General features: G+C 66.7%; 20 protein-coding genes. 10 read left to right on the plus strand and 10 right to left on the minus strand.

What is annotated here, in order from left to right; genetic code table 11:
• The first annotated feature begins 5 nt into the window (after positions 1-5).
• Together OXQ33_RS13430 and OXQ33_RS13435 are read left to right on the plus strand one after the other, a co-directional pair.
• Positions 6-713 carry a response regulator transcription factor gene (locus OXQ33_RS13430; RefSeq protein WP_267435202.1) on the plus strand — a complete coding sequence of 236 codons (708 nt, stop codon included), beginning with the start codon at positions 6-8 and terminating at the stop codon, positions 711-713.
• A complete protein-coding gene (locus OXQ33_RS13435; RefSeq protein ID WP_267435203.1) occupies positions 710-2,290 on the plus strand; it encodes a HAMP domain-containing sensor histidine kinase in 1,581 nt (526 codons plus the stop codon). The genes OXQ33_RS13430 and OXQ33_RS13435 overlap by 4 nt, the downstream gene beginning before the upstream one ends.
• A gap of 263 nt (positions 2,291-2,553) precedes the next feature.
• Here the strand turns inward: OXQ33_RS13435 and OXQ33_RS13440 are convergent, their stop codons facing one another.
• From OXQ33_RS13440 to OXQ33_RS13455, 4 genes are all read right to left on the minus strand, one after another.
• Positions 2,554-4,158: a DUF5597 domain-containing protein gene (locus tag OXQ33_RS13440; RefSeq protein WP_267435204.1), complete on the minus strand. Its 1,605-nt coding sequence runs from the start codon at positions 4,156-4,158 to the stop codon at positions 2,554-2,556.
• Positions 4,159-4,301: 143 nt separating this feature from the next.
• Entirely contained in the window at positions 4,302-4,496 is a 195-nt protein-coding gene (locus tag OXQ33_RS13445) for a hypothetical protein (protein ID WP_267435205.1), read from the minus strand.
• 85 nt (positions 4,497-4,581) lie between these two features.
• Positions 4,582-4,794, minus strand: a complete 213-nt coding sequence (locus OXQ33_RS13450) for a cold-shock protein (protein ID WP_267435206.1) — start codon at positions 4,792-4,794, stop codon at positions 4,582-4,584.
• A gap of 132 nt (positions 4,795-4,926) precedes the next feature.
• Positions 4,927-5,301: a hypothetical protein gene (locus tag OXQ33_RS13455; protein ID WP_267435207.1), complete on the minus strand. Its 375-nt coding sequence runs from the start codon at positions 5,299-5,301 to the stop codon at positions 4,927-4,929.
• 466 nt (positions 5,302-5,767) lie between these two features.
• Here OXQ33_RS13455 and paoA point away from each other — a divergent pair, with 466 nt between their 5' ends.
• The 3 genes from paoA to paoC are packed head-to-tail and all read left to right on the plus strand — an operon-like array spanning position 5,768 to position 9,545.
• Positions 5,768-6,382 carry an aldehyde dehydrogenase iron-sulfur subunit PaoA gene (gene paoA, locus OXQ33_RS13460; protein WP_267435208.1) on the plus strand — a complete coding sequence of 205 codons (615 nt, stop codon included), beginning with the start codon at positions 5,768-5,770 and terminating at the stop codon, positions 6,380-6,382.
• A complete protein-coding gene (locus OXQ33_RS13465; RefSeq protein ID WP_267435209.1) occupies positions 6,379-7,329 on the plus strand; it encodes a xanthine dehydrogenase family protein subunit M in 951 nt (316 codons plus the stop codon). The genes paoA and OXQ33_RS13465 overlap by 4 nt, the downstream gene beginning before the upstream one ends.
• Entirely contained in the window at positions 7,326-9,545 is a 2,220-nt protein-coding gene (gene paoC, locus OXQ33_RS13470) for an aldehyde oxidoreductase molybdenum-binding subunit PaoC (protein WP_267435210.1), read from the plus strand. The genes OXQ33_RS13465 and paoC overlap by 4 nt, the downstream gene beginning before the upstream one ends.
• A 62-nt stretch (positions 9,546-9,607) precedes the next feature.
• Here the strand turns inward: paoC and OXQ33_RS13475 are convergent, their stop codons facing one another.
• The 3 genes from OXQ33_RS13475 to OXQ33_RS13485 are packed head-to-tail and all read right to left on the minus strand — an operon-like array spanning position 9,608 to position 11,867.
• The gene (locus OXQ33_RS13475; protein WP_267435222.1) at positions 9,608-11,146 is read right to left on the minus strand and encodes a tryptophan halogenase family protein; all 1,539 of its coding nucleotides are present in this window, start codon (positions 11,144-11,146) and stop codon (positions 9,608-9,610) included.
• 5 nt (positions 11,147-11,151) lie between these two features.
• Positions 11,152-11,631, minus strand: coding sequence for a VapC toxin family PIN domain ribonuclease (locus OXQ33_RS13480; protein ID WP_267435211.1), 480 nt, complete (start codon positions 11,629-11,631; stop codon positions 11,152-11,154).
• Entirely contained in the window at positions 11,631-11,867 is a 237-nt protein-coding gene (locus OXQ33_RS13485; RefSeq protein WP_267435212.1) for a type II toxin-antitoxin system Phd/YefM family antitoxin, read from the minus strand. The genes OXQ33_RS13480 and OXQ33_RS13485 overlap by 1 nt, the downstream gene beginning before the upstream one ends.
• Before the next feature lie 196 nt (positions 11,868-12,063).
• Between OXQ33_RS13485 and OXQ33_RS13490 the strand changes: the two genes are divergently transcribed.
• Positions 12,064-13,425: a cation:proton antiporter gene (locus OXQ33_RS13490; protein ID WP_267435213.1), complete on the plus strand. Its 1,362-nt coding sequence runs from the start codon at positions 12,064-12,066 to the stop codon at positions 13,423-13,425.
• A 471-nt stretch (positions 13,426-13,896) separates the two neighbouring features.
• On the opposite strand, the gene OXQ33_RS13495 is transcribed toward OXQ33_RS13490, so the two are convergent.
• Positions 13,897-14,559 (minus strand): PEP-CTERM sorting domain-containing protein, encoded by a 663-nt coding sequence (locus OXQ33_RS13495; protein WP_267435214.1) that lies wholly within the window; start codon positions 14,557-14,559, stop codon positions 13,897-13,899.
• Positions 14,560-14,694: 135 nt separating this feature from the next.
• The gene (locus tag OXQ33_RS13500) at positions 14,695-15,372 is read right to left on the minus strand and encodes a PEP-CTERM sorting domain-containing protein (RefSeq protein ID WP_267435215.1); all 678 of its coding nucleotides are present in this window, start codon (positions 15,370-15,372) and stop codon (positions 14,695-14,697) included.
• A gap of 237 nt (positions 15,373-15,609) precedes the next feature.
• On the opposite strand from OXQ33_RS13500, the gene OXQ33_RS13505 reads away from it, so the two are divergent.
• Positions 15,610-16,245 carry a tetratricopeptide repeat protein gene (locus tag OXQ33_RS13505; protein ID WP_267435216.1) on the plus strand — a complete coding sequence of 212 codons (636 nt, stop codon included), beginning with the start codon at positions 15,610-15,612 and terminating at the stop codon, positions 16,243-16,245.
• 323 nt (positions 16,246-16,568) lie between these two features.
• Positions 16,569-19,058 carry a glycoside hydrolase family 9 protein gene (locus OXQ33_RS13510; protein WP_267435217.1) on the plus strand — a complete coding sequence of 830 codons (2,490 nt, stop codon included), beginning with the start codon at positions 16,569-16,571 and terminating at the stop codon, positions 19,056-19,058.
• Positions 19,059-19,111: 53 nt separating this feature from the next.
• Here the strand turns inward: OXQ33_RS13510 and OXQ33_RS13515 are convergent, their stop codons facing one another.
• On the minus strand, positions 19,112-21,250 hold the full coding sequence (locus OXQ33_RS13515) for a TonB-dependent siderophore receptor (RefSeq protein WP_267435218.1): 2,139 nt from the start codon (positions 21,248-21,250) through the stop codon (positions 19,112-19,114).
• A 171-nt stretch (positions 21,251-21,421) separates the two neighbouring features.
• Between OXQ33_RS13515 and OXQ33_RS13520 the strand changes: the two genes are divergently transcribed.
• Together OXQ33_RS13520 and OXQ33_RS13525 are read left to right on the plus strand one after the other, a co-directional pair.
• Positions 21,422-21,874, plus strand: coding sequence for a MarR family winged helix-turn-helix transcriptional regulator (locus OXQ33_RS13520; RefSeq protein WP_267435219.1), 453 nt, complete (start codon positions 21,422-21,424; stop codon positions 21,872-21,874).
• Positions 21,871-23,244: efflux transporter outer membrane subunit (locus OXQ33_RS13525; RefSeq protein WP_267435220.1), on the plus strand; the 1,374-nt coding region annotated here is incomplete at its 3' end. The genes OXQ33_RS13520 and OXQ33_RS13525, both read left to right, overlap by 4 nt.

Raw genomic sequence — 23,244 nt, forward strand, 5'->3', positions numbered from 1 at the left:
GCCCCATGCCGCGCACGATCCTGGTCGCCGACGACGATCCCAATATCCGCCAATTGCTGGTCTTCGCGCTGGGCAAGGCGGGACTCGACACGGTCGAAGCGTCCGATGGTGAGGCGGCGCTGGTCGAGGCCGCCGCGCGACGGCCCGATCTGGTCGTGCTGGACATCAATATGCCGCGCATGGACGGGCTGGAGGTCTGTCGGCGGCTTCGGGCCGAGGGGGACACGCCGATCCTGTTCCTGTCGTCGCGCGATGACGAGATCGACCGGGTGCTGGGGATCGAGCTTGGCGCGGACGATTATGTCGTGAAGCCCTTCTCCCCGCGCGAGGTGGTGGCGCGGGTCATGGCGATCCTGCGCCGGACCCATGCCCATCCGCCCAGCGTCGATCATGCCGGGTCGGTCATCCGGCACGGATGCCTGACCCTGGATATCGAGGGGTGGCAAGCCCGCTGGGCCGGGGCGGACGTGCCGCTGACCGTCACCGAATTCTCGATCCTGCGCACGCTGGCGGTGATGCCGGGCAAGGTGTTCGGGCGGGATGCGATCATCGACCGGCTGCACGGGCCCGGCTTCGCGGTGACCGACCGCACCGTCGACAGCCATATCCGCAACCTGCGCGCCAAATTCGCCGAACGGGGCGGCAGCGACCTGATCGAGACGCGCGCGGGCATCGGCTATCGCCTGGGGGCCTGCACCGGCGCGGGCGCATGATCGCGCGGCTGAAGGCCTGGGGCAAGCGGCATTGGCCGCGCCTGGCGTTGCGGACCTATTTGTTCGCCAGCTTCTTTCTGGTCGCCGCGCTGCCGGGTGTGGGGGCGGTGGCGCTGCGGGTCTATGAGAACACGCTGGTTCGCCAGACCGAGGCGGAACTGGTGGCGCAAGGAGCGGCGCTGGCGGCCAGTGCCGGGGCGCTCTGGCCCGCCACCGCTCCGGGACGCGCCGTCCGGCGCGGGGAGCCGGTCTCGCCAAGTCCCTATGGCGCCAACGCCACCTCGGTCGATCTCAGCGCGACGCCGATCCTGCCCGAGCGCCCCGCCCCGGTCACTGCGCCGCCGCCCGCCCCCGATGCCCGGCAGGCGGAGATGCGGCTGGCCCCGGTGCTGGCCGACACCCGCGCGGCGACGCTCGCCTCGATCATCCTGCTCGACCGGGATGGCCGGATCGTCACCGGCACCGCGCGGCGGGGGAGCTATGCCGATCTCCCGGAGGTGGAGGCGGCGCTGGGCGGCACGCCCCGCACTGTCCTGCGCCGTGACGGACGGTACAAGGCGATCTACCGCTTCGACTGGCTGTCGCGCGCGGCGGCGACGCGGGTGCACCATGCGCGACCGATATGGGTCGACGGCCGGGTCGTCGGCGTGCTGCTGCTTTCGCGTTCGGCACGGTCGCTGTTCGTCGGGCTGTATCAGGATTGGGGGAAGATCGTCATCGGCGTGCTGGCGATCCTCGGCACGCTGATCCTGTTGTCGGGGGTGCTGTCCCGTGCCATCGCCCGCCCGATCGAGGAGTTGCAGGACGCCAGCCGCGATGTTGCGGCGGGGCGCGGCACGGTGCCTGCGATCCCCGCCACCGCCGCGATCGAGATCCAAGACCTCTACCGCGACTTCGCCGCCATGGCGCAGGCGATCGAGGCGCGGTCGCATTATCTGCGCAATTTCGCCCATGCGGTCAGCCATGAGTTCAAGACGCCGCTGACCGGCATTCGCGGCGCGATCGAACTGCTACAGGATCACGGCGGCACCATGTCCGCGACCGAGCGAGCACGCTTCCTCGCCAATGCGGATGCGGATGCGCAGCGCCTGACTCTGCTCGTCTCGCGCCTGCTCGATCTGGCGCGGGCGGACATGGGCGGGGCGGGAGTGAATGACGTCAGCGATGCGGTGGCGACGGTGCGAAAGCTGGCCGATGCGCATCGGCGGGAGGACGTGACCATCACGGTCATCGCATCCTCCGCCGCCATCCCCATCGCGCTCGCCGCGCAGACGCTGGAGGCGGTACTGACGACGCTGATCGAGAATGCGGCCCAGGCGGGGGCGGATAGGCTTACCATCCATGTCGAGCGAGGCGAGCCGGCCGCGATCACCATCGCCGACAATGGCGGCGGCATCCCGCCGGGGGACCGCGAACGGATCTTCGAGCCCTTCTTCACCTCCCGCCGTGCGAGCGGCGGCACCGGCCTGGGCCTGCCCATCGCGCGGGCGCTGCTGGTCGGTGCGGGCGGGACGCTGGAACTGGTCGAGGACGGGCCAGGCACCACCATGCGGCTGACCTTACCGGGCGCGACTTAGGGCCGATCGACACTTATGCTGTTCCTTCTTTCCTCTCCCCTGGACAGGGGAGAGGGTTAGCGGAGCTTGCCAGCTTGCTGGCTAGCGCAGCTTGGGTGAGGGGTCGAGCGAGCCCAAGGGCTCGCGCGCTTTTGCGCGCTCCACCCCTCACCCAACTCCGACTAAGCCTTTCGCTCACGCAAAGACCAAGTCTGCGCAACCCTCTCCCCTCTACGAGGGGCGAGGGAAAAGAGGGGACATTCATGTGAGCAATCCCGTCCGCTTTAACGATAGCGGCCCATCGTCACCTTCAGCACCACGGGGCGGTCGACGATGTTGATGCCATAATCCGTCTGGTCGCCATTCCACACCCGGTCCATGACCCAGCGGCCATCGGCATAATGGCCTTCCTCGACCCGGACGACCATCGCCTTGGGATCGGGCTGCGCGGGCTCCAGGCGGATGCGGACATGGTCGCCGGTCAGCAGGAATTCGTCGCGCGACAGATGGATGACCGCGACGCCGCCGACCGGCTCGGCCTTCCACGGCGCGGGTTCGGACTTCAGCCAGGTCCAGCTCTTCTCGCCGAACTGCCATTGGCCGAACTCGGCCCGGACGCGCCAGTCGCCCATCACCGTCTCGCGGTCGCCGCCATCGTCGGGCCTTGCCGCGCCCCATGTCGGATGCTCGAACGCCGCCTGCGCCCAGTCGCGCATCACCCCGGCCACCGCGCCATAAGGCCCGGCAAAGGCATCGAGCGTCGCCGCATCCAGCGCCCGCGCGCCCAACGGATAGTTGAAGAAGCCGGTATCATCCATCCCGAACGGCGCGAAGCCGATCGCCCCGCGCCCCAGCGCCTCGTAGAAATAGCGGGCGAACTCGCGCGCATTGCCGATCTCCGGCACCAGCAGCGGATTGTCCGCCCGCGCATAGGCGTCGAGATACAGCCCGACATTCCCGCTCGCCCGGTCATAGATGTCGGGCGCCTCGGCATCGAGCGAGGGCGCGGCGACCTTCCATATGTCGAGCACGTCCTGTTGCGGCCCGCCGCTCGCCACGCCATCGGGATCGGGCACGTTGGAGGGCCCCGCCAGCGCGGCGTTGACGTACATGGGCAGCGGCTTCACCGCCTTGCCCGCCGCCGCGATCTCGTCGATGTAGCGCGCCGTGTACCAGGTGTTGAAGGCACGGTCCGCCTGTGCGCCGAACACCGCCTGCCAATGGCCCGGTTTCTTGCCGAGCTTTCGGACCAGTTCGCCCGGCACCGGCTTGTCGAACAAGGCCTGCGCCGAGCCCGAGAAATCGCGCGGGTTGCGATAGCTGCCGACCTCATTTTCGGGCTGGACCATGATCACCGTGTTCTGCGGATCATGCTCCTTCAGATAGGTCATCAGCCGCACGAAGGCGCGCTTGTCCGCCTCCAGCGTGGTGCGCGCTATCGGGGTCAGTGCATAATGGTCCTGCCCGCCCCGCGTCTTCATCCGGGGGAAGCGGCGATTGTCCAGCTTGACCCAATCGGGCGTATAGCCGGGCGAGGTGTTCTTCCAGGTCCCGAACCAGAGCAACACGACCCGCTTGTCATGCGCCCGCGCCTGTTCGAGCAGGGTCTGGAGGAAGGAGAAATCGAACCGCCCCTCGACAGGCTCTATCTGTTGCCAGGCGACGGAAATTTCGATCGTGTTGGCGTGGATGCGGTCAAGCATCGGCCAGACCTGCGGCAAGGCGGCGGCATAGTTGCTGGAATTGTTGACCTGTGCCCCCAGCATCAGGAACGGTCGTCCATCGACCATCAGGGCATGACGCCCCGCCCTGGTCACGATGCGCGGCACCGCATCGCTCTGCGCGGCGACCGGCGTCGCCAGCCCCAGCGCCATGACGGCCCATCCCATTGCACGGCGCATCGCAATCCCCTCCCCCGTCGGCGCTATGGCCGCGCCCTGCCGCTTCTGTGCACGGGGATGCGTGCCGTATCAACCGGCAGAGAGGTGTCGAAGAGTCTCAGCCCTTCTCCAAGGGCCTATTCCGACGCGGGTCAGGCGGCGTGCGACGCCGCTCCGACGACCGCCCGCGCATCGCGTGCCGCCTCGGTCCGCAGCGATCGTTGCGCCATCGCCGACCAAGCCGCTTCGGCGCGCAGGCAACGGTCGCGGACATTGGCCAGGTCCGACTCATCGGCCTGGTGACGGCAATCGGCGGCACGTTGCAGATACATTTCGGAGTCACGCATGACGGGGCCTTTCCGATGGAGAAATTGAGGGCAGGCAAAACGATCGAGGGGGCGGGATCAACCAACCCCGCCCCCTCGTCATCAATCAATCGACCGGCTGGAGATTGACCGCCGCCATCTTGCCGCGACGATCCTCTTCGAGTTCATAGCCGATGCGCTGGTTCTGCTGCAGCGTGATCATCCCGGCCCGCTCCACGGCGGAGACATGGACGAAGGCGTCGGTGCCGCCATTGTCCGGGGTGATGAAACCATAGCCCTTGTCGGCGTTGAAGAATTTGACGGTTCCGTTCTGGCTCATGATATTTCCTTCGTTAACGGGTCTGCCGGAGACCGGCGGGCCCAAGGGGCCTCGACAGCAGGGAAAGAAGAAAAAAGGCCGCAAAGCGCCGAAAACCGTCGATATGCGACTAAAGCGCTTATCAGATGGGGATCAGGCGGCCAGTTCGCAAGCACCCGCGCGGCGCAATGGCGGCGCGATGCGGCGATATTCGGCGGCAAGGCGCAATATGTCCTTGGTGGTGAAGATCGTGGGATCGTCGCGATCCGCCTCGCGCCAGTCGCCGATCTCGGCCATCCGCACCGGGCGCATCGCGACCAGGCCGACCCAGTGGGCGAGCAGCACGTCGAGTTCGCGAAAGCCGTTGGCGGTGACGCGCGCCCGCACGATCCGCCCCCCCTCGGTCATGTCCGAGAAACGCGTGGTCCAGAGCGGGGCGATACGCTCCTCCACCACGCGGATGCCGTTCATCAGGGCGCTGTGCGCGCGGTCCCGTTCCGCCTCGGACGGGATGGCAAGGCGGCTCAATGACGCCCCGCCCGGCGCCAGTACCAGCGTCGCAGCCAGCGGGTGACGAGGCGCGCGATCATGCGGTTCGCCCTTGCCGGACGGCGCGGACGTCGCGATCGGTGGGGCGGGACAGGCTGGTCATCACAAGGCTCCGACGCGACAAGCGGGAGCACGAGGTCTCTCAGCCGCCAGCGCTTGCGAAATTTCAAACCGGCGATGGCTACGGGTACCACGTCGCGCCGCTCGCGTCGCGCCATTTTTGTCGGAGGTTAAAGGGGTTAGCGCGCCGTTTCCCATAACCCTTATCCCATGATATTTTTTCGCGACACCAAAATGGCTTACGCGCGTTGTCCACTAGGATTTCCGCCCGTTTCGTAGCCACCCGTCCCCGATATCGGGGTAGCGGATTGCAGCGCAATGTGATGGACCATCCGAAACGGGGTTGAGAGGAGTCGGGACATTGGCGGATAACGGACGGGTTTCCATGTCGCGGCGCGGCGTGATCGTGGGGAGCGCAGCGACCGCGATGGCCGCCTCCGCGCCTGTCGAGGCTCAGGAGAAGAAGACGACCATGCCGCCCGATCCCGCCGCGATGAGCGTCACCATGAAGGTCAACGGCAAGCCGCGCACCCTGTCGCTCGATCCGCGCACCACGCTGCTCGACACGTTGCGCGAACATCTGCACCTGACCGGCACCAAGAAGGGCTGCGACCATGGCCAGTGCGGCGCGTGCACGGTCATCGTCAACGGGCAGCGGATCAACAGCTGCCTCTCGCTGGCGCTTCAGCATGAGGGCGACAGCATCACCACCATCGAGGGGCTGGGCACGCCCGAAAAGCTCCACCCGATGCAGGCCGCCTTCGTGCGGCACGACGGCTATCAATGCGGCTATTGCACGCCGGGGCAAATCTGCTCGGCGGTGGCGGTGCTGGACGAGATCAAGCGCGGCGTGCCCAGCCATGTCCAGGCCGACCTGACCGCCCGGCCCCAGGCCACCAACATGGAACTGCGCGAGCGGATGAGCGGCAATATCTGCCGCTGCGGGGCCTATTCCAACATCGCCGAGGCCATGGCCGAAGTCGCGGGAGGCAAGGCATGAAGGCTTTCACCTATGAGCGGGCCAAGGACCCCGTCGCCGCCGCCCGCGCCGCCGCCCGGCCCGGTGCCAAGTTCCTCGCGGGCGGAACCAACCTGCTCGACCTGATGAAGATCGAGGTGGAGACGCCGACCCATCTGATCGACGTTCAGGACCTGGGGCTCGACCGGATCGAGAAGACCAAGGAAGGTGGTCTGCGCATCGGGGCCTTCGCCACCAATACCGCGCTCGCCGCCGATGAGCGGGTGCGGCGCGATTACGGCGTCCTGTCGCGCGCGATCGTCGCGGGCGCGAGCGGCCAGTTGCGCAACAAGGCGACGACGGCGGGCAATCTGCTCCAGCGCACCCGCTGCCCCTACTTCTACGACACCAACATGGCCTGCAACAAGCGCAAGCCCGGCACCGGGTGCAGCGCGATCGGCGGCTATTCGCGCCAGTTGGCGGTCGTCGGGTCGAGCAACGACTGCATCGCCACCAACCCCAGCGACATGAACGTCGCGATGCGGGTGCTGGACGCGGTGGTCGAGACGGTGAACCCCGAAGGCCAGACCCGCGCCATCCCGATCGCGGACTTCCACCGCTTGCCGGGGAATACCCCGCATATCGAGACGACGCTGCAACCGGGCGAGTTGATCACCGCCGTCACCCTGCCCCGTCCGATCGGCGGCACGCATATCTATGAGAAGGTGCGCGACCGCGCCTCCTATGCCTTCGCGCTCGTCTCGGTGGCGGCGGTGGTGCAGAAGGACGGCACGGGCCGCGTCGCGCTGGGCGGCGTCGCGCAGAAGCCCTGGCGGGTCGAGGCGGCCGAGGCCGCGATGCCGCAGGGGGCCAAGGCGGTCACGGCGACGCTGCTCGCCGATGCCCGCCCGACCCAGGACAATGCCTATAAGGTGCCGCTCGTCGAACGGACGCTGGCGGCCGTCATCAGCCAGGCGAGGACCGCATGAAGTTCACAGAGCCGGCAGGCACCAACCCCATCGACCGCATGACCGTGGTCGGGCGCGCGCAGGACCGGATCGACGGCCCGCGAAAGACCAGCGGCACCGCGCCCTATGCCTATGAACATCATGCCGAGGCGCCCAACGCCGCCTATGGCTGGATCATCGGCGCGGCGATCGCCAAAGGGCGCATCCGTTCGATGAACCTCGACGATGCACGCGGCGCGCCGGGCGTGCTGGGCATCGTCACCGCCCAAGAGGCGGGCAAGCTGGGCAAGGGCAATTTCAACACAGTCAAGCTGCTCGGCGGGCCGGAGATCGACCATTATCATCAGGCGGTCGCCATCGTCGTCGCCGAGACCTTCGAGCAGGCGCGCGCCGCCGCCGGGCTGGTCCGCATCGACTATGAGCGTGTCAAGGGCCAATATGACCTGGCCGAAGCGCTGAAGACCGCTCCCCTGACCGGCGGCGACAGCGACGAGGGCAGCAAGGCCCCCGCCGCCGACCGCACCGGCAAATTCGAGACCGCCTTCGCAGCCGCGCCGGTGACGCTCGATGCGACCTACACCACCCCCGACCACAGCCATGCGATGATGGAGCCCTTCGCCTCGATCGCGTCATGGTACGGGGATCAGGTGACGGTGTGGACCTCGAACCAGATGATCGCCTGGGGGCGCGGCGATCTGGCAAAGACGCTGGGGCTGCCCAAGGAGAAGGTTCGACTGATCTCGCCCTATGTCGGCGGCGGGTTCGGGGGTAAGCTGTTCCTGCGGGCCGATGCGGTCATGGCGGCGCTCGGCGCGCGGGCGGTCGGACGGCCGGTGAAGGTCGCGATGCAGCGCCCCTTGATGGCGAACAACTCCACCCACCGGCCCGCCACGACCCAGCGCATCCGCATCGGCGCGGCCAAGGACGGCACGATCCAGGCCATCGCGCACGAAAGCGGCTCGGGCGATCAGCCCGGCGGCGGGCCGGAGACGGCGGTCAACCAGACCAAGCTGCTCTATGCCGGGCCTAACCGGCTGACCTCGATGCGGCTGGCGGTAATGAACCTGCCGGAGGGCAATGCGATGCGCGCGCCCGGCGAGGCGCCGGGCATGATGGCGCTGGAAATCGCGATGGACGAGATGGCCGAGAAGCTGGGGCTCGACCCGGTCGCCTTCCGCGTCAAGAACGACACGCAGGTCGATCCCGAAAAGCCCGACCGTCGCTTTTCACAGCGTCAGCTCGTCCGTTGCCTGGAGGAAGGCGCGCAGCGCTTCGGCTGGTCGCGGCGCAATGCCAAGCCGGCACAAGTGCGCGACGGACGCTGGCTGGTCGGCATGGGCGTCGCCTCCGCCTTTCGCAACCATATGAACATGAAGTCCGCCGCCCGCGTCACGCTGGGCAAGGACGGTCGGGTCGTGGTCGAAACCGACATGACCGATATCGGCACCGGCAGCTATACCATCGTCGCCCAGACCGCCGCCGAAATGATGGGCCTTCCGATGAGCGCGGTCGAGGTCCGGCTTGGCGACAGCGACTTTCCCGTCTCGGCGGGTTCGGGCGGCCAGTGGGGCGCGGCCAATGCGACGGCGGGCGTCTATGCGGCGTGCGTCAAGTTGCGTGAGGCTGTGGCGCAGCGGTTGGGGTTCAACTCCGCCGACCTGACCTTCGCGGACGGCAAGGTCACGGGGGGCAATCGCTCCGTGTCGCTCAAGGACGCGGCGGCGTCCGGCCCCCTATCGGCGGAGGACCGGATCGAGTTCGGCGATCTCGACAAGAGCTGGCAGCTATCCACCTTCGGCGCGCATTTCGTCGAGGTCGGGGTGGACGCCTATACCGGCGTGACCCGCCTTCGCCGGATGCTGGCGGTCTGCGCGGCGGGGCGTATCTTGAACCCCAAGGCGGCGCGCAGCCAGGTCATCGGCGCGATGACCATGGGCGTGGGATCGGCGCTGATGGAGGAACTGGCGGTCGACAAACGGTTCGGCTTCTTCGTGAACCACGACCTGGCGGGCTATGAAGTGCCGGTCCATGCCGACATTCCGCATCAGGAGGTGATCTTCCTGGAGGAAGCCGATGACAAGGCCAATCCGATGAAGGCCAAGGGCGTCGGCGAACTCGGCCTGTGCGGGGTCGGCGCGGCGATCGCCAATGCGGTCTATAACGCGACGGGCGTGCGCATCCGCGACTATCCGCTGACGCTGGAAAAGCATCTGGATCGCCTGCCCGTCGTGGCGTAACCCCGGCGAAGCTACCCTCACCTTCCCGCTCACCGCAGGTGGGTGGGAAGGGTGAGGGTGTCCTAAGCCCGCATCGCCGCCACCAAATCCCCGTGGCTCGGCAGGTCTGCAACCGCCCGCTCCCCGAAGAACTGGAGTTTGCGGAACAACCGCTCCGCCTCACCCGACACGGGCGACGACGACCGGCCGTCCTCATCGGCGAAACCCATGCCGTAGAGGATGTATTGATAGTTGAAATAGGCGAAGCTCTCGACATCCAGCGTGAAGTCGAACCGCCCCGGCGGCCTGTAGCGCCACTGCTCCAGCAGATCGCGCAGCCGGTCGGAGATCGATGCCGCATCGCCATTGTCCCGCCAGAAGGGCTCGTCCCGCCGGCTGAGACAGTAATGGAGCTTCAGGAAATCGGTGATCGTCTGATAGCGCGCCGTCATCAGCGCGTTGAACCTGGCGGCGGGTGCGGCGATGGGGCCGTGATGCGGGAAGAGTTCGGCCAGCATCGCCACCGCCGCTTCGATCAGGACGATGCCGGTCGACTCCAGCGGCTCCAGAAACCCACCGGCCAGCCCGATCGCGACGCAATTGCCGATCCAGGGCCGCCGCCGATAGCCGGGCTCGAAGGTCAGCAGACGTGGCTCGACCGCCTCCGGCTCGCGCCCCAGATAGGCGGCCAGCGTCCGCAGCGCGCGATCGTCGTCCATATGCGCGTCGGAATAGACCGTGCCGATCCCCCGCCCCTGCGCCAGCCCAATGTCCCAGGTCCACCCCGCCGGATGCGCGGTGGCGACGGTCATGGTGGGCAGGCCGTCCGCCGCCCCCTCATCATAGGGCAGACGACAGGCGAGCGCGCGGTTGGTGAACAGCTGATCCCGAACCGACACCAGTTCCTCGCCCAGCACACCGCCGATCAACTCGGCCCGCTGACCGGTGCAATCGACATAGAGGTCCGCCGTCAACGCGCCGTGCCGGTCGGTCAGCACATGGTCGATCGCACCGCCCTCGTCGCGCACCGCCCCGATCAACCGCCCATGCAGATGACGGACACCCAGGGTGACGCCATGCTCCGCCAGCAACTCGACCAGCCGGTGCGCGTCGAAATGATAGGCATAGCTCAGCGGCCCGTCGAAGGCCCCCTCACCCGCCTGTTTAGGCCCGCGCCCGGCGGCGGCGACGCGGTGCTGGATCGTCACCGCCTCGGCAAAGGGCGGGCGCGTGGCGGAATCCTGCGCCAGCCAATGCGCGACCAGGTCGATGCCGTCCGCCTGAAAGGGCGGCTCGAACGGATGCCAATAACGATGCCGCCCTTCGGATGACGGGGCGTGACGCCAGTCGTCGAACCTGATGCCCTGCTTGAAGGTCGCACCCGCCGCGCGGATGAAATGCGCTTCGTCGATCCCCAGAAAGCGTAACGTTTGCCGCATCGTCGGGAACGCCCCCTCGCCGACGCCGATCGTGCCGATCTCCGGCGCTTCGAGCAAAGTGATGGTCACGCCCGGCCGTCCGCCCAGATAACGGGCCAGATAGGCGGCGGTCAGCCAGCCCGCCGTCCCACCGCCCACGATCAGGATCGACCGGCCACCCTCTCCGCCCGCTTGCCCGTTCATCACGATCACATCCTCACGAACAGGTTGCGGAACCAGGGCGACCCGCCCCGCGTCGCCTGCCGCCAGTCCTCGCCCGTGTCGTCGGCGACGAAACCCCACGGACAGAACAGCTTGGGCCGTCCCGCCTTATAGGCCGAGACATGCCGCGTGACGAGGGTCAGGCCATGGACGAGCGCCGTCGCCACCAACAGCGCATCGCGCGTCGTCGCATAGCCGAGCCCGGCGGAGCGTCGCACCACATCGGCATCGACCGGCAGGATCCGCCCCTCGAACGCGGGCAGGACGCGGTCGGCGATCCAGTCGCCCCCAGCCGCCGCCCCTTTGCGCGAGGGCGGCCCTTCGTCCTGTAGGTCGAGCAGGGAGATCGCCGACAGGAACAGTTCGTGACGTGGCACCCCGCCTGCCCACTCGATCAATCCGGCATCCGCCGTGCCGCCGCGTGCGCCGCGCAACTCGGCCACCACCATGGCATCGAGCAGATACATCAGCGCGCCCGGTCCCAGTCGCGCGGCGACGCAGCCCCTTCGGCGAGCGACGCCTGATCATCCGCGAGCAGATCGACGATCGACTCGCTCTGTCCGGCGAGTTGCCGGAACGCGCCGATCCCGAGCAGCACATGGGTCGGCTTGCCCCGGTCGGTGATGAACACCGGCTCGATTCGCGCGAGCCGCTTGGCGCGGCTGACATCCTGGTTGAACTCGCGACTGGTGAGCGTCTTCATGGCACCTCCGGCCGGGTGAGAAGGCTGTGAATTATGTAGGTACGTACCTACCCTGTAGCATGCTGAACACGATTTGCCACGCGTGCCGGGAAATCGTGCGGGAGCCGCCGAAATCCGGTTGCAGGATCGGCGCGATTGCCCCGCTATCCGATGGTCACGCTCGTCCATAAGAGCGTGGTGGGGGGATCAGCATCAGATGAACGACGCCATCGACAGTTTCTGGCATAGCGCGAGCGGCATCCTGTCGCCGCATGGGCCCGCCACCGCCGGAGCCGCGGCCAGCTATGCGCCGGGCGATTATAGCATCCATTTCTTCCTGCAATTGGCGGTGATCCTGTTCGCCTGCCGTATCGTCGGCTGGTTCGGACAGCGTTTCCTGGCGCAGCCGCCGGTGGTGGGCGAGATGATCGCGGGCGTGATCCTGGGCCCATCGCTGCTCGGGATGTTCTTCCCCGACCTTCAGGGTGCGCTGTTCCCCAAGGAGACACGCAACGTGCTTTATGCGGGCGCACAACTGGGGGTGGCGCTTTACATGTTCCTGGTCGGCCTGACCCTGCGGCTCGACCATTTCGCGTCCAAGGCGCGCTCCGCCTTGGCCGTGTCCGCGTCGGGGGTCATCGCGCCCTTCCTGATCGCGGTGGCGATCACCCCGATGCTGCTGACCGTGCCGGGACTGTTCGCGCCGGGGATCAGCCAGGCCAATGCGACATTGTTCCTGGGGGCGTGCATCGCGTTGACCGCCTTTCCGATGCTCGCGCGCATCATCAACGAGCGAGGGCTGGCCAATAGCCCGCTCGGGACCCTGTCGCTGGCGGCGGGCGCGTTCGACGATGCCGCGTCCTGGTGCGTGCTGGCGGTGGTGCTGGCGACCTTCGGCGGGGGCAGCGGGATCGCGATCCTGGCGATCGGCGGCGCGTTCCTCTATGTCGGCTTCCTCGTCCTGTTCGGCCGCCGCATCCTGGCGCCGCTGGGCCGCGCGGTGGAGGCGCGGGGCGAGATGAGCATGAACGTGCTCGCGATCACGCTGATGGCCTTCTGCACCTCTGCCTTCATCATGGACGCGATCGGCGTGCATGGCATTTTCGGCGGCTTCATCCTGGGCGTGTTCATGCCGCGCGGCCTGTTCGTCGCCGAGTTGAAGAAGAAGGTCGAGCCGCTGGCGGTCGTCCTGCTGCTGCCGATGTTCTTCACCTATTCGGGGCTGAACACGCGGATGGACATGGTCAATTCGGCCTCGCTGCTGGTGATCGCGCTCGGCATCCTGGCCGCATCGATCGCGGCGAAGTTCGGCGCCTGCTATCTGGCGGCGCGCATGTGCGGCGAGGACAACAGGACCGCGATGGGCATCGGCGCGCTGATGAACTCGCGGGGCCTGATGGAGCTCATCATCATCAATATCGGGCTGCAAAAGGGCATTATCGGCCCGACGCTCTTCTCGATGCTGGTGCTGATGGCGATCGTCACGACGATGATGGCCAGCCCGTTGTTCGAATATGTCTATGGCCGCAAGGCGCGGTTGATGGACGAGATGGAGACGATGAAGACCGTCTCGGCGTAAGGGATTGAGGGTTTTCACGCGAAGCCGCGATGTTGCGAAGAATGGCTCCTCAAGCATGCGCCCTCGCCCCTCTCTTGGGGGGAAAGGGTTGCGCAGACTAGGTCTTTGCGTGAGAAAAGGCCTAGTCGGAGTTGGGTGAGGGGTGTGCGCTCAAAGAGCGCGCGAGCCTTCGGCTCGCTCAACCCCTCACCCAAGCTGCGCTAGCCAGCATAGCTGGCAGGCTCCGCTAACCCTCTCCCCTGTCCAGGGGAGAGGGATTAGGGTGCCCTCGTGAATCCAGGCCCGTTTGACGAGTACCTCGCTTGCATATTGCGCCGAAGCGATCGTCGGCAAAGGCCTTACCCCCCCTCTGCCTAACGTGGCACAGGCCGAAAGCCCCCCACGCTCCGGGAACGCCGCCCATGAAAAAGGGCGACCGAAGCCGCCCTTTCCCATCCGCCGGCCCGAAACGACCGGCGAAGAACAGTCCGATCAGGCCGCCTTCTTGCGACGACGGCGCGAGGCCGCGATCAGGCCGCCGATGCCGGCGCCGAACAGGGTCAGCGTGGCGGGCTCGGGAACCGAGGTCGGGGCGGTGTTGAAGAACGACACATTGTCCAGCTCGAACGCGGTGTTGCCCGAAGCGAACTTGAGGCCGCCGATCTTCTGACCCGTCAGGCTGTCCAGCGTGTAGGTGACATACTGGTTGTACTTGGGGTCGTTATAATAGCTGCCCGGCGCATTCGCGCCCGGAGCCGCGAAGTCGAGGCCGGTGATGGTCTTCAGGACATTGCCCGCCAGGTCGAGCACCGACAGCGTGTTGTACGTGTCGGCCGAACCCCAATAGAGGCTGACGCCGTCAAAGCCCTGCTTGCCGGTCTTCAGCGTGGCTTCCTGGCCGCCATTGACCATCAGATACTGGGTCGTGTCGCCCAGCGGCTGGCTCCAGCCATTGGCCGAGCCGGTGACCAGCTGGCCACCCGTCAGGGAGAAGCCGTTGGGCAGGCTGTTGCCGTTGAAGTCGACCGTCACCGAGCCCGCGCGCGGGGTCTGGTCGCCCGCTACCGAGGTCAGCGTGTCCGCGCCCGCCGCCGTCGCGACCAGCGCACCGGCCACGACGCCCGCCACCGTGATCATCTTTGCGAAACCTGCCATCGTCGTTCTCCCTGTTATGCCGTCAAAAACCGATCCGGTTCGTGCCGGTGGAGGGTGAGAGGCTGTCGTTCCGCCACCCGATCACCGTTGATGCCGTTCCGATACGGATCATATCGGAACGGGGTACTCGAAAACTCAGGCCGCCTGCCGCCGACGCCGCCGGGCCACCCCGACAAGCCCCGCCAGACCCGCGCCGAACAAGGCGATCGACGCCGGTTCGGGCACCGAAGTGGGCGTCGCTCCGAAGAACGAGATGTCGTCCACTTCGAAGGCGAAACCCTGCGAATTGGGCGACGAGAAACGAAGGCCGCCGATCCGCTGACCCGTGGAGGGATCGAGCGTGTAGGTGACGTACCGGTTGTTGCTCGAAAACAGCCCGCCGGATACGTCCGTCCCGGTCAGCGTGCGGATCACCTGACCCACGGTGTCCAGGATATCCAACCGGTTCTCGTTGTCGATCGAACCCCAGTTCAGCGCGATGCCGCCATAGCCGAAATTCTTGTCGGCATTCAGCGTCGTCGTGGCGTTCGGCATCGTCACCAGGAACTTGGTATTGTCCCCGGCAGGCGACAGATAGGCCCAGTTGGACCCGCCCCAGGTCGACTCCGTTGCGATCTGGCCGCCCTGCAACGAGAAGCCGTTGGGCAGTCCGTTATTGAAATCGACCACCGTCGATCCCGCGGGCGGGGTCGCCTGCTTGCTATAGTCGTCATTGGCGACGGAGGTGACCGTTCCCGGCGCGGCCTGAGCCGACGTCGCACATGCGAACGCCCCAACGGCCGTCAACAGGAACATCTTTACCTTCGGCATCATCAACCCTTCGGAATTCAGAATGGAGCATGTCATATGCTGCTCTGCTACCAACTTATATCGTTGCGAGGATCATAATCGCACCCGGTAAAAATTCCGACAATATGCTGCATATTCATTAGTTTACTGGATTTTGTTCCAAGATAAGACAGGCATTCGGCGCACGGCGGCGGCCTTTACGCTATGTCAATGCGAATCGCGCGATAGGGATCGCGAACTGGAATCTGGCAGGAACGACACATGAAACGCCGCAAGCTCCTCGTCATAGCGGGCATTCTGCTCGTCCTGGTCATCCTGGCCTTCATCGCCTCAGCGCTGCTGCGGCGCCCTGCCGAAAAGCCCGCCGCCACGCCGGTCTTCGTCGAGCGCCCCACCCCCGCCGCCGATCCCACCGTGGCGCAGGCCGCCGCGAAGAAGGCGCCGACCGATGCCGCCGCGCAAAAGGAACTGGGCGACGCGCTGCTCGCCAAGCGCCGCTTCGACGAGGCCGCCACCGCCTATCGCGCATCGCTGGCGATCAATCCCAACCAGTCGACCGCCTGGTCGGCGCTGGGCGAAACGCTGATGCAGACCACCAAGTCCAATGGCGTCGGCCTGCCGACCGAAGCCGCCGAGGCGTTCCGCAAGGCGCTGGCGCTCGATCCGCGTGACGCGCGGGCGCGCTTCTATTTCGCGATGGAGAAGGATTTCAAAGGCCAGCATGACGAGGCCATGGGCGAATGGTTGCAATTGCTGCGCGAGGTTCCGGCGGGCTCGGATGCTGACGAGGCGATCCGCACCACCCTGGCGGCGTCGATCAAGCGCAATATCCAATTGATCCGCCAGGCCGCCGACGAAGCGGGCCGGGTCCAGCCCCGGTATAAATCGGCCAACTGACCTACGGCGTTTCCAATCCGAAAGGGCGCGGACGGCCAGGGCGGTCCGCGCCCTTTTTCATGCCTTGGCCCCCGTGCCCATCCCCACCAGCTATGTGAGCGTTACATTCCCATCGACTCCGGGGAGGACGCGCCGATCACCGCCGCATCATAACCCAAAGCAAACACATCATTTTATCGTTGTTTAATCCGCGCCATTGGCACAGATTGCCGACAAGCGGAGGCGGACACCGTCCCGTTGGCGTGGCAGGACGAGCCCAGCATCGACCCGGTGTGACGGCCTTTCCTCCATAAGAAAATGATAGCGCTACTATAGGAGGGGTTATGCTGAAACGCTTTGGGTTCGCCTTGTTGACATCGGCCAGTCTGATGGCGGGGGCCAGCGCCGCCCATGCCCAATCGCTGACCGTCACGCCCGCCGAAACGCTGGAAACGCAAGGGCTGACCGTCATGGTCGACCAGAGCCAGTTCAGCCCGATCTTCTTCGACGAGAAGAATGCGGGCATCCAGATCGTCCTGCATGGCGAGCGGATCGCCACCGACGGCGCGGTGCGCCTGAACCCCACGCCCGAGCAATGGGACCCCGTCCCCGCCTTTGTCAGCCGGACGCGCGGTGGCGAGGCCAATCAGGTGATCGTCCGCTCCACCTATAAGGACCAGGGCCTCGCCTACCGCGTCAAGGTGACGGCGGAGGGCGACGGTTTCCGCATCGCGGTCGACTTGGACCAGCCGCTGCCCGCCGCGCTGGCGGGCAAGGCGGGGTTCAATCTGGATTTCCTGCCGACCAGCTATTTCGGCAAGACCTATCTGATGGACACCGCCCCCGGCCTGTTCCCGCGCCATGCGACCGGGCCGATGGCGAAGAACGGATCGGGCGATCCCATGCCGCTGGCCTCGGGTGGCAAGTCGATTACCCTGTCGCCCGAAGACCCGCTGACCCGCGTCACCATCACCTCGGAGGCGGGCGCTCTGGAGCTGTATGACGCGCGCAGCCGGGCACAGAATGGCTGGTTCGTCGTCCGCTCGCTGATCGCGCCGGGTGCGAAGGAAAATGCGGTCGTCTGGCACGTCCGCCCCAATGTCGTGAAGGACTGGGTCCGCGCGCCGGTCGTCTCGTTCAACCAGGCGGGCTATACGCCGGGCCGGTTGAAGATCGCGCTGATCGAAACCGATCCCCATGGCACGGCCCCGGGCGAGGCGGAGCTGGTCAAGCTCGCCGCCGACGGTACCCGCCAGTCCGTCTTTCGCGCGGCGGTCACCCCGCGTGGCCGGTGGCTGCGCTATGACTATGCCGCCTTCGACTTCTCGCAAGTGCGCGATCCCGGCATCTACGCCATCGCCTATGGCGGCAAGGTGACAAACCCCTTCCGCATCGCCGCCGATGCCTATGACCGGATCTGGCAAACCTCGCTCGACACCTTCATCGCCGAGCAGATGGATCATGTCGGCATTCGCGAGCAGTACCGCGTCTGGTCCGCACCCAGCCATCTCGACGATGCACGCCAAGCCCCGCCCAACCATGTCCATTTCGACGGATACCGGATGGGGCCGAACCTCGACTCCCCCTTCAAGCCCGGCGAGCATATTCCCGGGCTGAACGTCGGCGGCTTCCAAGATGCGGGCGATTACGACATCCAGACGCCGCAGAACGCCGCCGTGGTCCGCGATCTGGTCTGGGGTCGCGAACTCTACGGCCTCGACTGGGACGAGACGACGGTGGACGAAGCCGCCCGCGCGGTCGAAATCCGCAAGCCCGACGGCAAGCAGGATGCGATCCAGCAGATCCGCCACGGGGTCCTGCAACTGCTCGCCCAGTACAAGGTGTTCGGCCACGCGATCGTCGGCATCATCGATCCGGTCCAGCGCCAATATGCCCATCTGGGCGACGCCGGATCGCAGACCGACAATCTGACCTATGACGCCTCGCTGGGCGTGTCGGAGCGGAGCGGCGGGTCGTCGGGGGCTCAGGACGATCGCTGGGCCTTCACCACCGACCTGCCCGCCAACAACCTCGCGGTTGCGGGCGCTCTCGCAGCGGCTTCCCGCGCGCTGGCCGACAGCGACCCGACCATGGCGGCGGAGGCCTGGGACGCGGCCAAGGTGCTGTGGGGCCGGTTCCAGAAGGGGCCGATCAAGTCGGGCGACGGACGCGACGACTCCGGCACGCCCTGGTCGGCGGACGGCGCCAATGTCGGTGCGACGGTCGAAATGCTGATCACCGGCAAGGGCGACCGCGTCTATGCCGATCGCCTGCGCAAGCTGATGCCGGTGATCGCTAAGAACTTCGCCTGGGTCGGGGCCCCTGCCGTCCGCGCCATTCCCTTCATGGACGCCAAATATCGCGCCGCCCTCGTACCGCTGGTCCGCCAGGCCAAGGCGAAGATGGACGCGGAGGCCGCCAAGAACCCCTTCGGCGTGCCGATCGCCGAGGGAAGCTGGGCCGGATCGCATCAGGTGGTCGAGTTCGGATCGACCGCCTTCCTGATGCACAAGGCGTTCCCGGAGATCATCGGCACCGACTATACGCTGAACGCCATCGACTATGTGCTGGGGCGGCACCCGGCCAACAATCTGTCGCTGGTCTCGACGGTCGGCGCCGCGTCGAAGCTGATCGGCTATGGCCACAACCGCGCGGATTACGGCTTCATCCCCGGCGGGCTCGTGCCCGGCGTGCTGATCGTAAAGCCGGACTTCCCGGAGCTGAAGACCGACTGGCCGTTCCTGTGGTTCGAGAACGAATATACGGTCGCGACCACCTCGGCCTATATCCTCGCCGCCAATGCCGCGATCGAGGCGACGAAGGAAACGCGTTGAGCGATCGTTGAGCCAAGCCCCTCCCCTTCCGGGGAGGGGCAGAGTGGCCGGCCTCAATAATCGAAGCGCAGGGTCGCCAGGATGCTGCGCGGCGCGGCGTAGAAGGCCTGGCCGTATTTCAGCGTCCCCAGATATTTGGCATTGGTGACGTTGCGCAGGTTCACGCTGGCGCGGACATGGTCGATCACCCGGATGCTGCCCAGCAGGTCCAGCGTGGCATAGGCGTCCTGCACCACCGGGATCGCCTGCCCCGCCGCCGTCACCGCGCCGCTGTCGTTGCTGATCCGGCTCTGATAGCGGAACTGGCCGCCCAGCTTCAGGTCGTTCCATTGCGCGATGCTATAGGTCGCGGCGAGCTTGAACGTATCGCGCGGAATGAAGGGACGCGTGCGGGCGCCGTCGCCGTCCTCGACCTGAAGATGGGTGAAGCCGCCCGACAACAACCAGCGATCGGTCATCCGACCCGCCACCTCGACCTCGAACCCCTTCGAGACGCTGTCCTGCCCGACATAATAATTGACGCCGACCGGCCCGTTGGTGCCGTCGAACGCGCCTGCGTAAAGCGCCAACCCCTTCTGCTCCGCTCGGAACAGCGCCGCCGAGCCATAGAGCCGACCGCCCAGCCACTCGCCCTTCAACCCGGCCTCGATGCTCGATCCGCGCGCGGGGTCCAGGCGGGTGTTGGTGATGTCGACCTGGCTCTGCGGATTGAAGATGCCGGTATAGCTGGCATAGGCGGTGACGTGATCGGTCAGGTCGTACAGCGCGCCCAGATAGGGCGTGACGCGGCTGTTCCGCCGGGTCTGGTCGACGCCGTAGGAATCGCCCGAACTGCGTAGCCAGATCGCGGTCGCGCCGACCACGCCCTTCAGCCGATCGGTCAGGTTCAAGTGCATCGCACCGTAAGCGCGGGTCAGCCGATCCTGCGTATCCGCCTGCTGGATCATCGGGTCATATCCCACCTGCGGCGCGCGGAAATTGGGCAGGTTGCGGATATCACCATAGTCGATGAAGGCCTGCCCGTTCCCCGCATATTGCTCGCCATCGGAACGGCCGGTCGAGACACCGAACGCCAATTGATGATCGCGCCCGAACAGCGAGACACCGCCCGAAGCGTAACCGTCGAACAGCAACTGGTCGTAGTTCGAATCGTAGCGCCCGGTCTGCCCCTGCATGCCCAGTCCGGTCGTTCGGTCGGGCAGACCGAAGGCATAGAGCAGCCGCGCGCTTTCTTCCCAATGCCGATAGGTGACGACGCCGCGCACCGCCCAGTCGCCGAACGGCTTCCACGCCAGTTCGCCGAACGCGGTCTGGTCGAGGACATTCCAATAGGTCCAGTCCGCCGAGGTCGAGGCCGAACGCGCATAATCGATCCGCGTCCCGTCGCTATAGGTCAGCGGCAACGCCCCCCAGAGCACCCCGCGCGAGCGATTGTCCTGCCGCGAATAGCCGACCGTCGCCGTCAGCGCGGGCGTTACGTCCCAGGCCAGCAGCCCGGCCACCACGTCGCGATTGACGTGATTATAGTCCAGATAGCTGTCCCGCTCCTCATGCGCGCCGACCGTGCGCATCCGAAGCGACCCGTCGCCGGTCAGCGGACCGGAGACGTCGCCCTCCAGCCGCCACATGCCGAACGAGCCGAGATAGGCCGAGCCATTGGCCTGGAAGCTCTTGGTCGGGCGCTTGCGCAGGAAGTTGATCGTCGCGGACGGATTGCCGACACCGGTCATGATGGCGTTCGCACCACGCACCGCCTCGACCCGGTCGAACAGGATCGTGTCGAGATCGCCCGTCTGGATGTTGTAGAACATCGGCAGGCCGATGCCGTCGACCTGGAAATTGGTGATGTCGAACCCGCGCGAGTTGAACTCGGTCCGGTCGGTCTCGGTCCGCTCGACATTGATGCCGACCGTCTGGGTCAGCAGGTCCTGGACATTGGTCAGTGCGAAGTCGTCGATCCGCTGGCGGTCGATCACCGTCACCGATTGCGGCGTCTCGCGCAGCGACAGCGCCAGCCCGGTCGGCGACGCGCTTTCCTGATCCCCCGCCAGGGCCGCGCGGGCACCCGTGACGATCACGTCGTCGGCGCGCTGGGGATCGGCGGCGGGCGCCGTCTCGGCGGCAAGGGCCGGTCTACCCCAGACCAGCGATGCGACGCCCACCGACAGGGCCGCGATCAGCCTGCGCTTCATAATTCCTCCGAGGAAACAGGATACCCGTCCGGGCATATTCGCCCTGCCCCTAGTAAGAAGACTAATGATAATCAATCGCATAATTCGCCAAACATTTGGGAAACGATGACATTTTCATCATGATAAAAGGGCGATATTGACTGCCTAGGCAATCATTGCCATGGCAGCGAAATGACCTCGAATATGCCCGACTCCTACGACCCCGAATGCTCGGTGGGCTATCTGACCAAGCGGGTGTTCCAGCTTGCCCGTATCGGCATGGAACCGATCTTCGCCGATGAGGAGGTCACCCATGTCCAGTGGAGCGCGATGATGGCGCTGCATCACGGCGTGGGTGGCACCGCGGCCGAGCTGTCGCGCCACCTGTGCCACGACACCGGGGCAACGACCCGGATCCTCGACACGCTGGAGGAGCGCGGCCTGATCGAACGCTCGCGCAGCACGACGGATCGTCGCGTGGTGCGGCTGTCGCTGACCGATCGGGGGCGGATCGTCACCGATCGGTGCAAGGCCAAGGTGCTCGCCCATTGGGACGAATGGCTCGCCGACTGGTCGGGCGAGGATGTCGCGCGCTTCGTCGGATATCTGGTCCGCCTGCGCAACAAGCTGGAGACGGTGGCATGAAGCGGTTCGCATTTCTGACCGGGTTGCTGCTCGCGGGCTGCTCGGTGCCCCAGGCGCATCCCGCCGTGACGCAAACCCCGCCGGAAAGGCTTGGCCTGGGGACCGCGCAGGCGCCGCTGGTCGCCGCCGATTGGTGGCGGGGGCTGGGCGATCCGCAACTCGACCGGATCGTCGGCGACGCCCTGTCGGGCAATCCCTCGCTCGACGTCGCGCTCGCGCGGCTGCGGCAGGCGGAGTCGGTTCTCGCCACCCGCCGTGCCGATAACGGCCCCTCGGTCTCGCTCGACGCGCAGGAGCAATATAGCCGGATTTCGGGCCGCTACACGATCCCGCCGCCCTTTGCGGGCACGACCCAGTGGCTGGGTCAGGCACAGGCCAATCTGAATTGGACGATCGACCTGTTCGGGCGACAGGCGGCGGCGATCGCGGCGGCGCGCGCCTCCACCCGCGCGGCGGCGCTGGACGTGACGGCGGCACGCCTCGCGCTGGCCGGATCGGTCGCGCAGACCTATGTCGAACTGGCCCGGGCCGAGCGGCAGGCGGCGATCGCTCGCCAGACGATCGATACCCGCACCCGCTCGCTCGCGCTCATCCAGTCGCGCATCCGCCACCAACTCGCCAGCCAGCTCGATGCGTCGAGCGGCCAGACATTGCTCGCCCAGGCGCGGGTCGCCCTGGCGCGGGCGGAGGCGCAGGCGGCGCTCTCACGCAACGCGCTGGCGGCGCTGGCCGGGCGCGGGCTGGACTATCCGGCGACGATCGCGCCGACGCGGATCACCTTCGATACCGCGCTGCCCATGCCCGCGACGGTGCCCGCCGATCTTTTGTCGCGGCGGCCCGATATCGCCGCGTCGCTTGCCCGGATAGACGCGGCCAGCGCCGGACAGGAGGTCGCGCGCAAGGCGTTCCTGCCCAATATCAACCTGATGGCGCTGGCGGGCTTCCAGGCGGTCGGCCTGGGCAATCTGTTTACCGCCGATGCGGGAACGGCGGGCGCCGGCCCGGCCATCCATCTGCCGATCTTCGACAGCGGGCGGCTCCGTGCCGGACTGGCCGGGGCGACCGCCGCACTCGATCTGGCGACCGCCGACTATAATGACCGCATCGTCAGCGCGGTACGCGAGGCCGCCGATGCGGTGACGCGCAGCACGACGCTGGCGACCGAGCGTGCCCGCCAGCGCGAGGTCGTGCGCGGCCTGTCCGAGACCCGCCGTCTCAATGCGATCCGGGTGTCGAGCGGGCTGCAATCGCAACTCGGCCTGATCGACCCCGACATCCGCCAGTTGGAGGCCGACCAGGCCGACGCCAATCTCGCCGCCGATGCGGTCCAGGCGCGCATCGCGCTGGCCGTCGCCCTGGGCGGTGGTTTC

The organism is Sphingomonas sp. GM_Shp_1, from assembly GCF_026540895.1.
Taxonomy (GTDB): domain Bacteria; phylum Pseudomonadota; class Alphaproteobacteria; order Sphingomonadales; family Sphingomonadaceae; genus Sphingomonas.

What these genes read in the sequence shown, in the direction of transcription:
- OXQ33_RS13495 (WP_267435214.1), bottom strand. Translation starts at nt 14,559, where the DNA reads ATGGCAGGTTTCGCAAAGATGATCACGGTGGCGGGCGTCGTGGCCGGT.
- OXQ33_RS13510 (WP_267435217.1), top strand. Translation starts at nt 16,569, where the DNA reads ATGCTGAAACGCTTTGGGTTCGCCTTGTTGACATCGGCCAGTCTGATG.
- paoA (WP_267435208.1), top strand. Translation starts at nt 5,768, where the DNA reads ATGTCGCGGCGCGGCGTGATCGTGGGGAGCGCAGCGACCGCGATGGCC.
- OXQ33_RS13465 (WP_267435209.1), top strand. Translation starts at nt 6,379, where the DNA reads ATGAAGGCTTTCACCTATGAGCGGGCCAAGGACCCCGTCGCCGCCGCC.
- OXQ33_RS13435 (WP_267435203.1), top strand. Translation starts at nt 710, where the DNA reads ATGATCGCGCGGCTGAAGGCCTGGGGCAAGCGGCATTGGCCGCGCCTG.
- OXQ33_RS13505 (WP_267435216.1), top strand. Translation starts at nt 15,610, where the DNA reads ATGAAACGCCGCAAGCTCCTCGTCATAGCGGGCATTCTGCTCGTCCTG.
- OXQ33_RS13515 (WP_267435218.1), bottom strand. Translation starts at nt 21,250, where the DNA reads ATGAAGCGCAGGCTGATCGCGGCCCTGTCGGTGGGCGTCGCATCGCTG.
- OXQ33_RS13475 (WP_267435222.1), bottom strand. Translation starts at nt 11,146, where the DNA reads ATGAACGGGCAAGCGGGCGGAGAGGGTGGCCGGTCGATCCTGATCGTG.
- paoC (WP_267435210.1), top strand. Translation starts at nt 7,326, where the DNA reads ATGAAGTTCACAGAGCCGGCAGGCACCAACCCCATCGACCGCATGACC.
- OXQ33_RS13430 (WP_267435202.1), top strand. Translation starts at nt 6, where the DNA reads ATGCCGCGCACGATCCTGGTCGCCGACGACGATCCCAATATCCGCCAA.
- OXQ33_RS13520 (WP_267435219.1), top strand. Translation starts at nt 21,422, where the DNA reads ATGACCTCGAATATGCCCGACTCCTACGACCCCGAATGCTCGGTGGGC.
- OXQ33_RS13480 (WP_267435211.1), bottom strand. Translation starts at nt 11,631, where the DNA reads ATGTATCTGCTCGATGCCATGGTGGTGGCCGAGTTGCGCGGCGCACGC.
- OXQ33_RS13500 (WP_267435215.1), bottom strand. Translation starts at nt 15,372, where the DNA reads ATGATGCCGAAGGTAAAGATGTTCCTGTTGACGGCCGTTGGGGCGTTC.
- OXQ33_RS13445 (WP_267435205.1), bottom strand. Translation starts at nt 4,496, where the DNA reads ATGCGTGACTCCGAAATGTATCTGCAACGTGCCGCCGATTGCCGTCAC.
- OXQ33_RS13450 (WP_267435206.1), bottom strand. Translation starts at nt 4,794, where the DNA reads ATGAGCCAGAACGGAACCGTCAAATTCTTCAACGCCGACAAGGGCTAT.
- OXQ33_RS13490 (WP_267435213.1), top strand. Translation starts at nt 12,064, where the DNA reads ATGAACGACGCCATCGACAGTTTCTGGCATAGCGCGAGCGGCATCCTG.
- OXQ33_RS13485 (WP_267435212.1), bottom strand. Translation starts at nt 11,867, where the DNA reads ATGAAGACGCTCACCAGTCGCGAGTTCAACCAGGATGTCAGCCGCGCC.
- OXQ33_RS13440 (WP_267435204.1), bottom strand. Translation starts at nt 4,158, where the DNA reads ATGGGATGGGCCGTCATGGCGCTGGGGCTGGCGACGCCGGTCGCCGCG.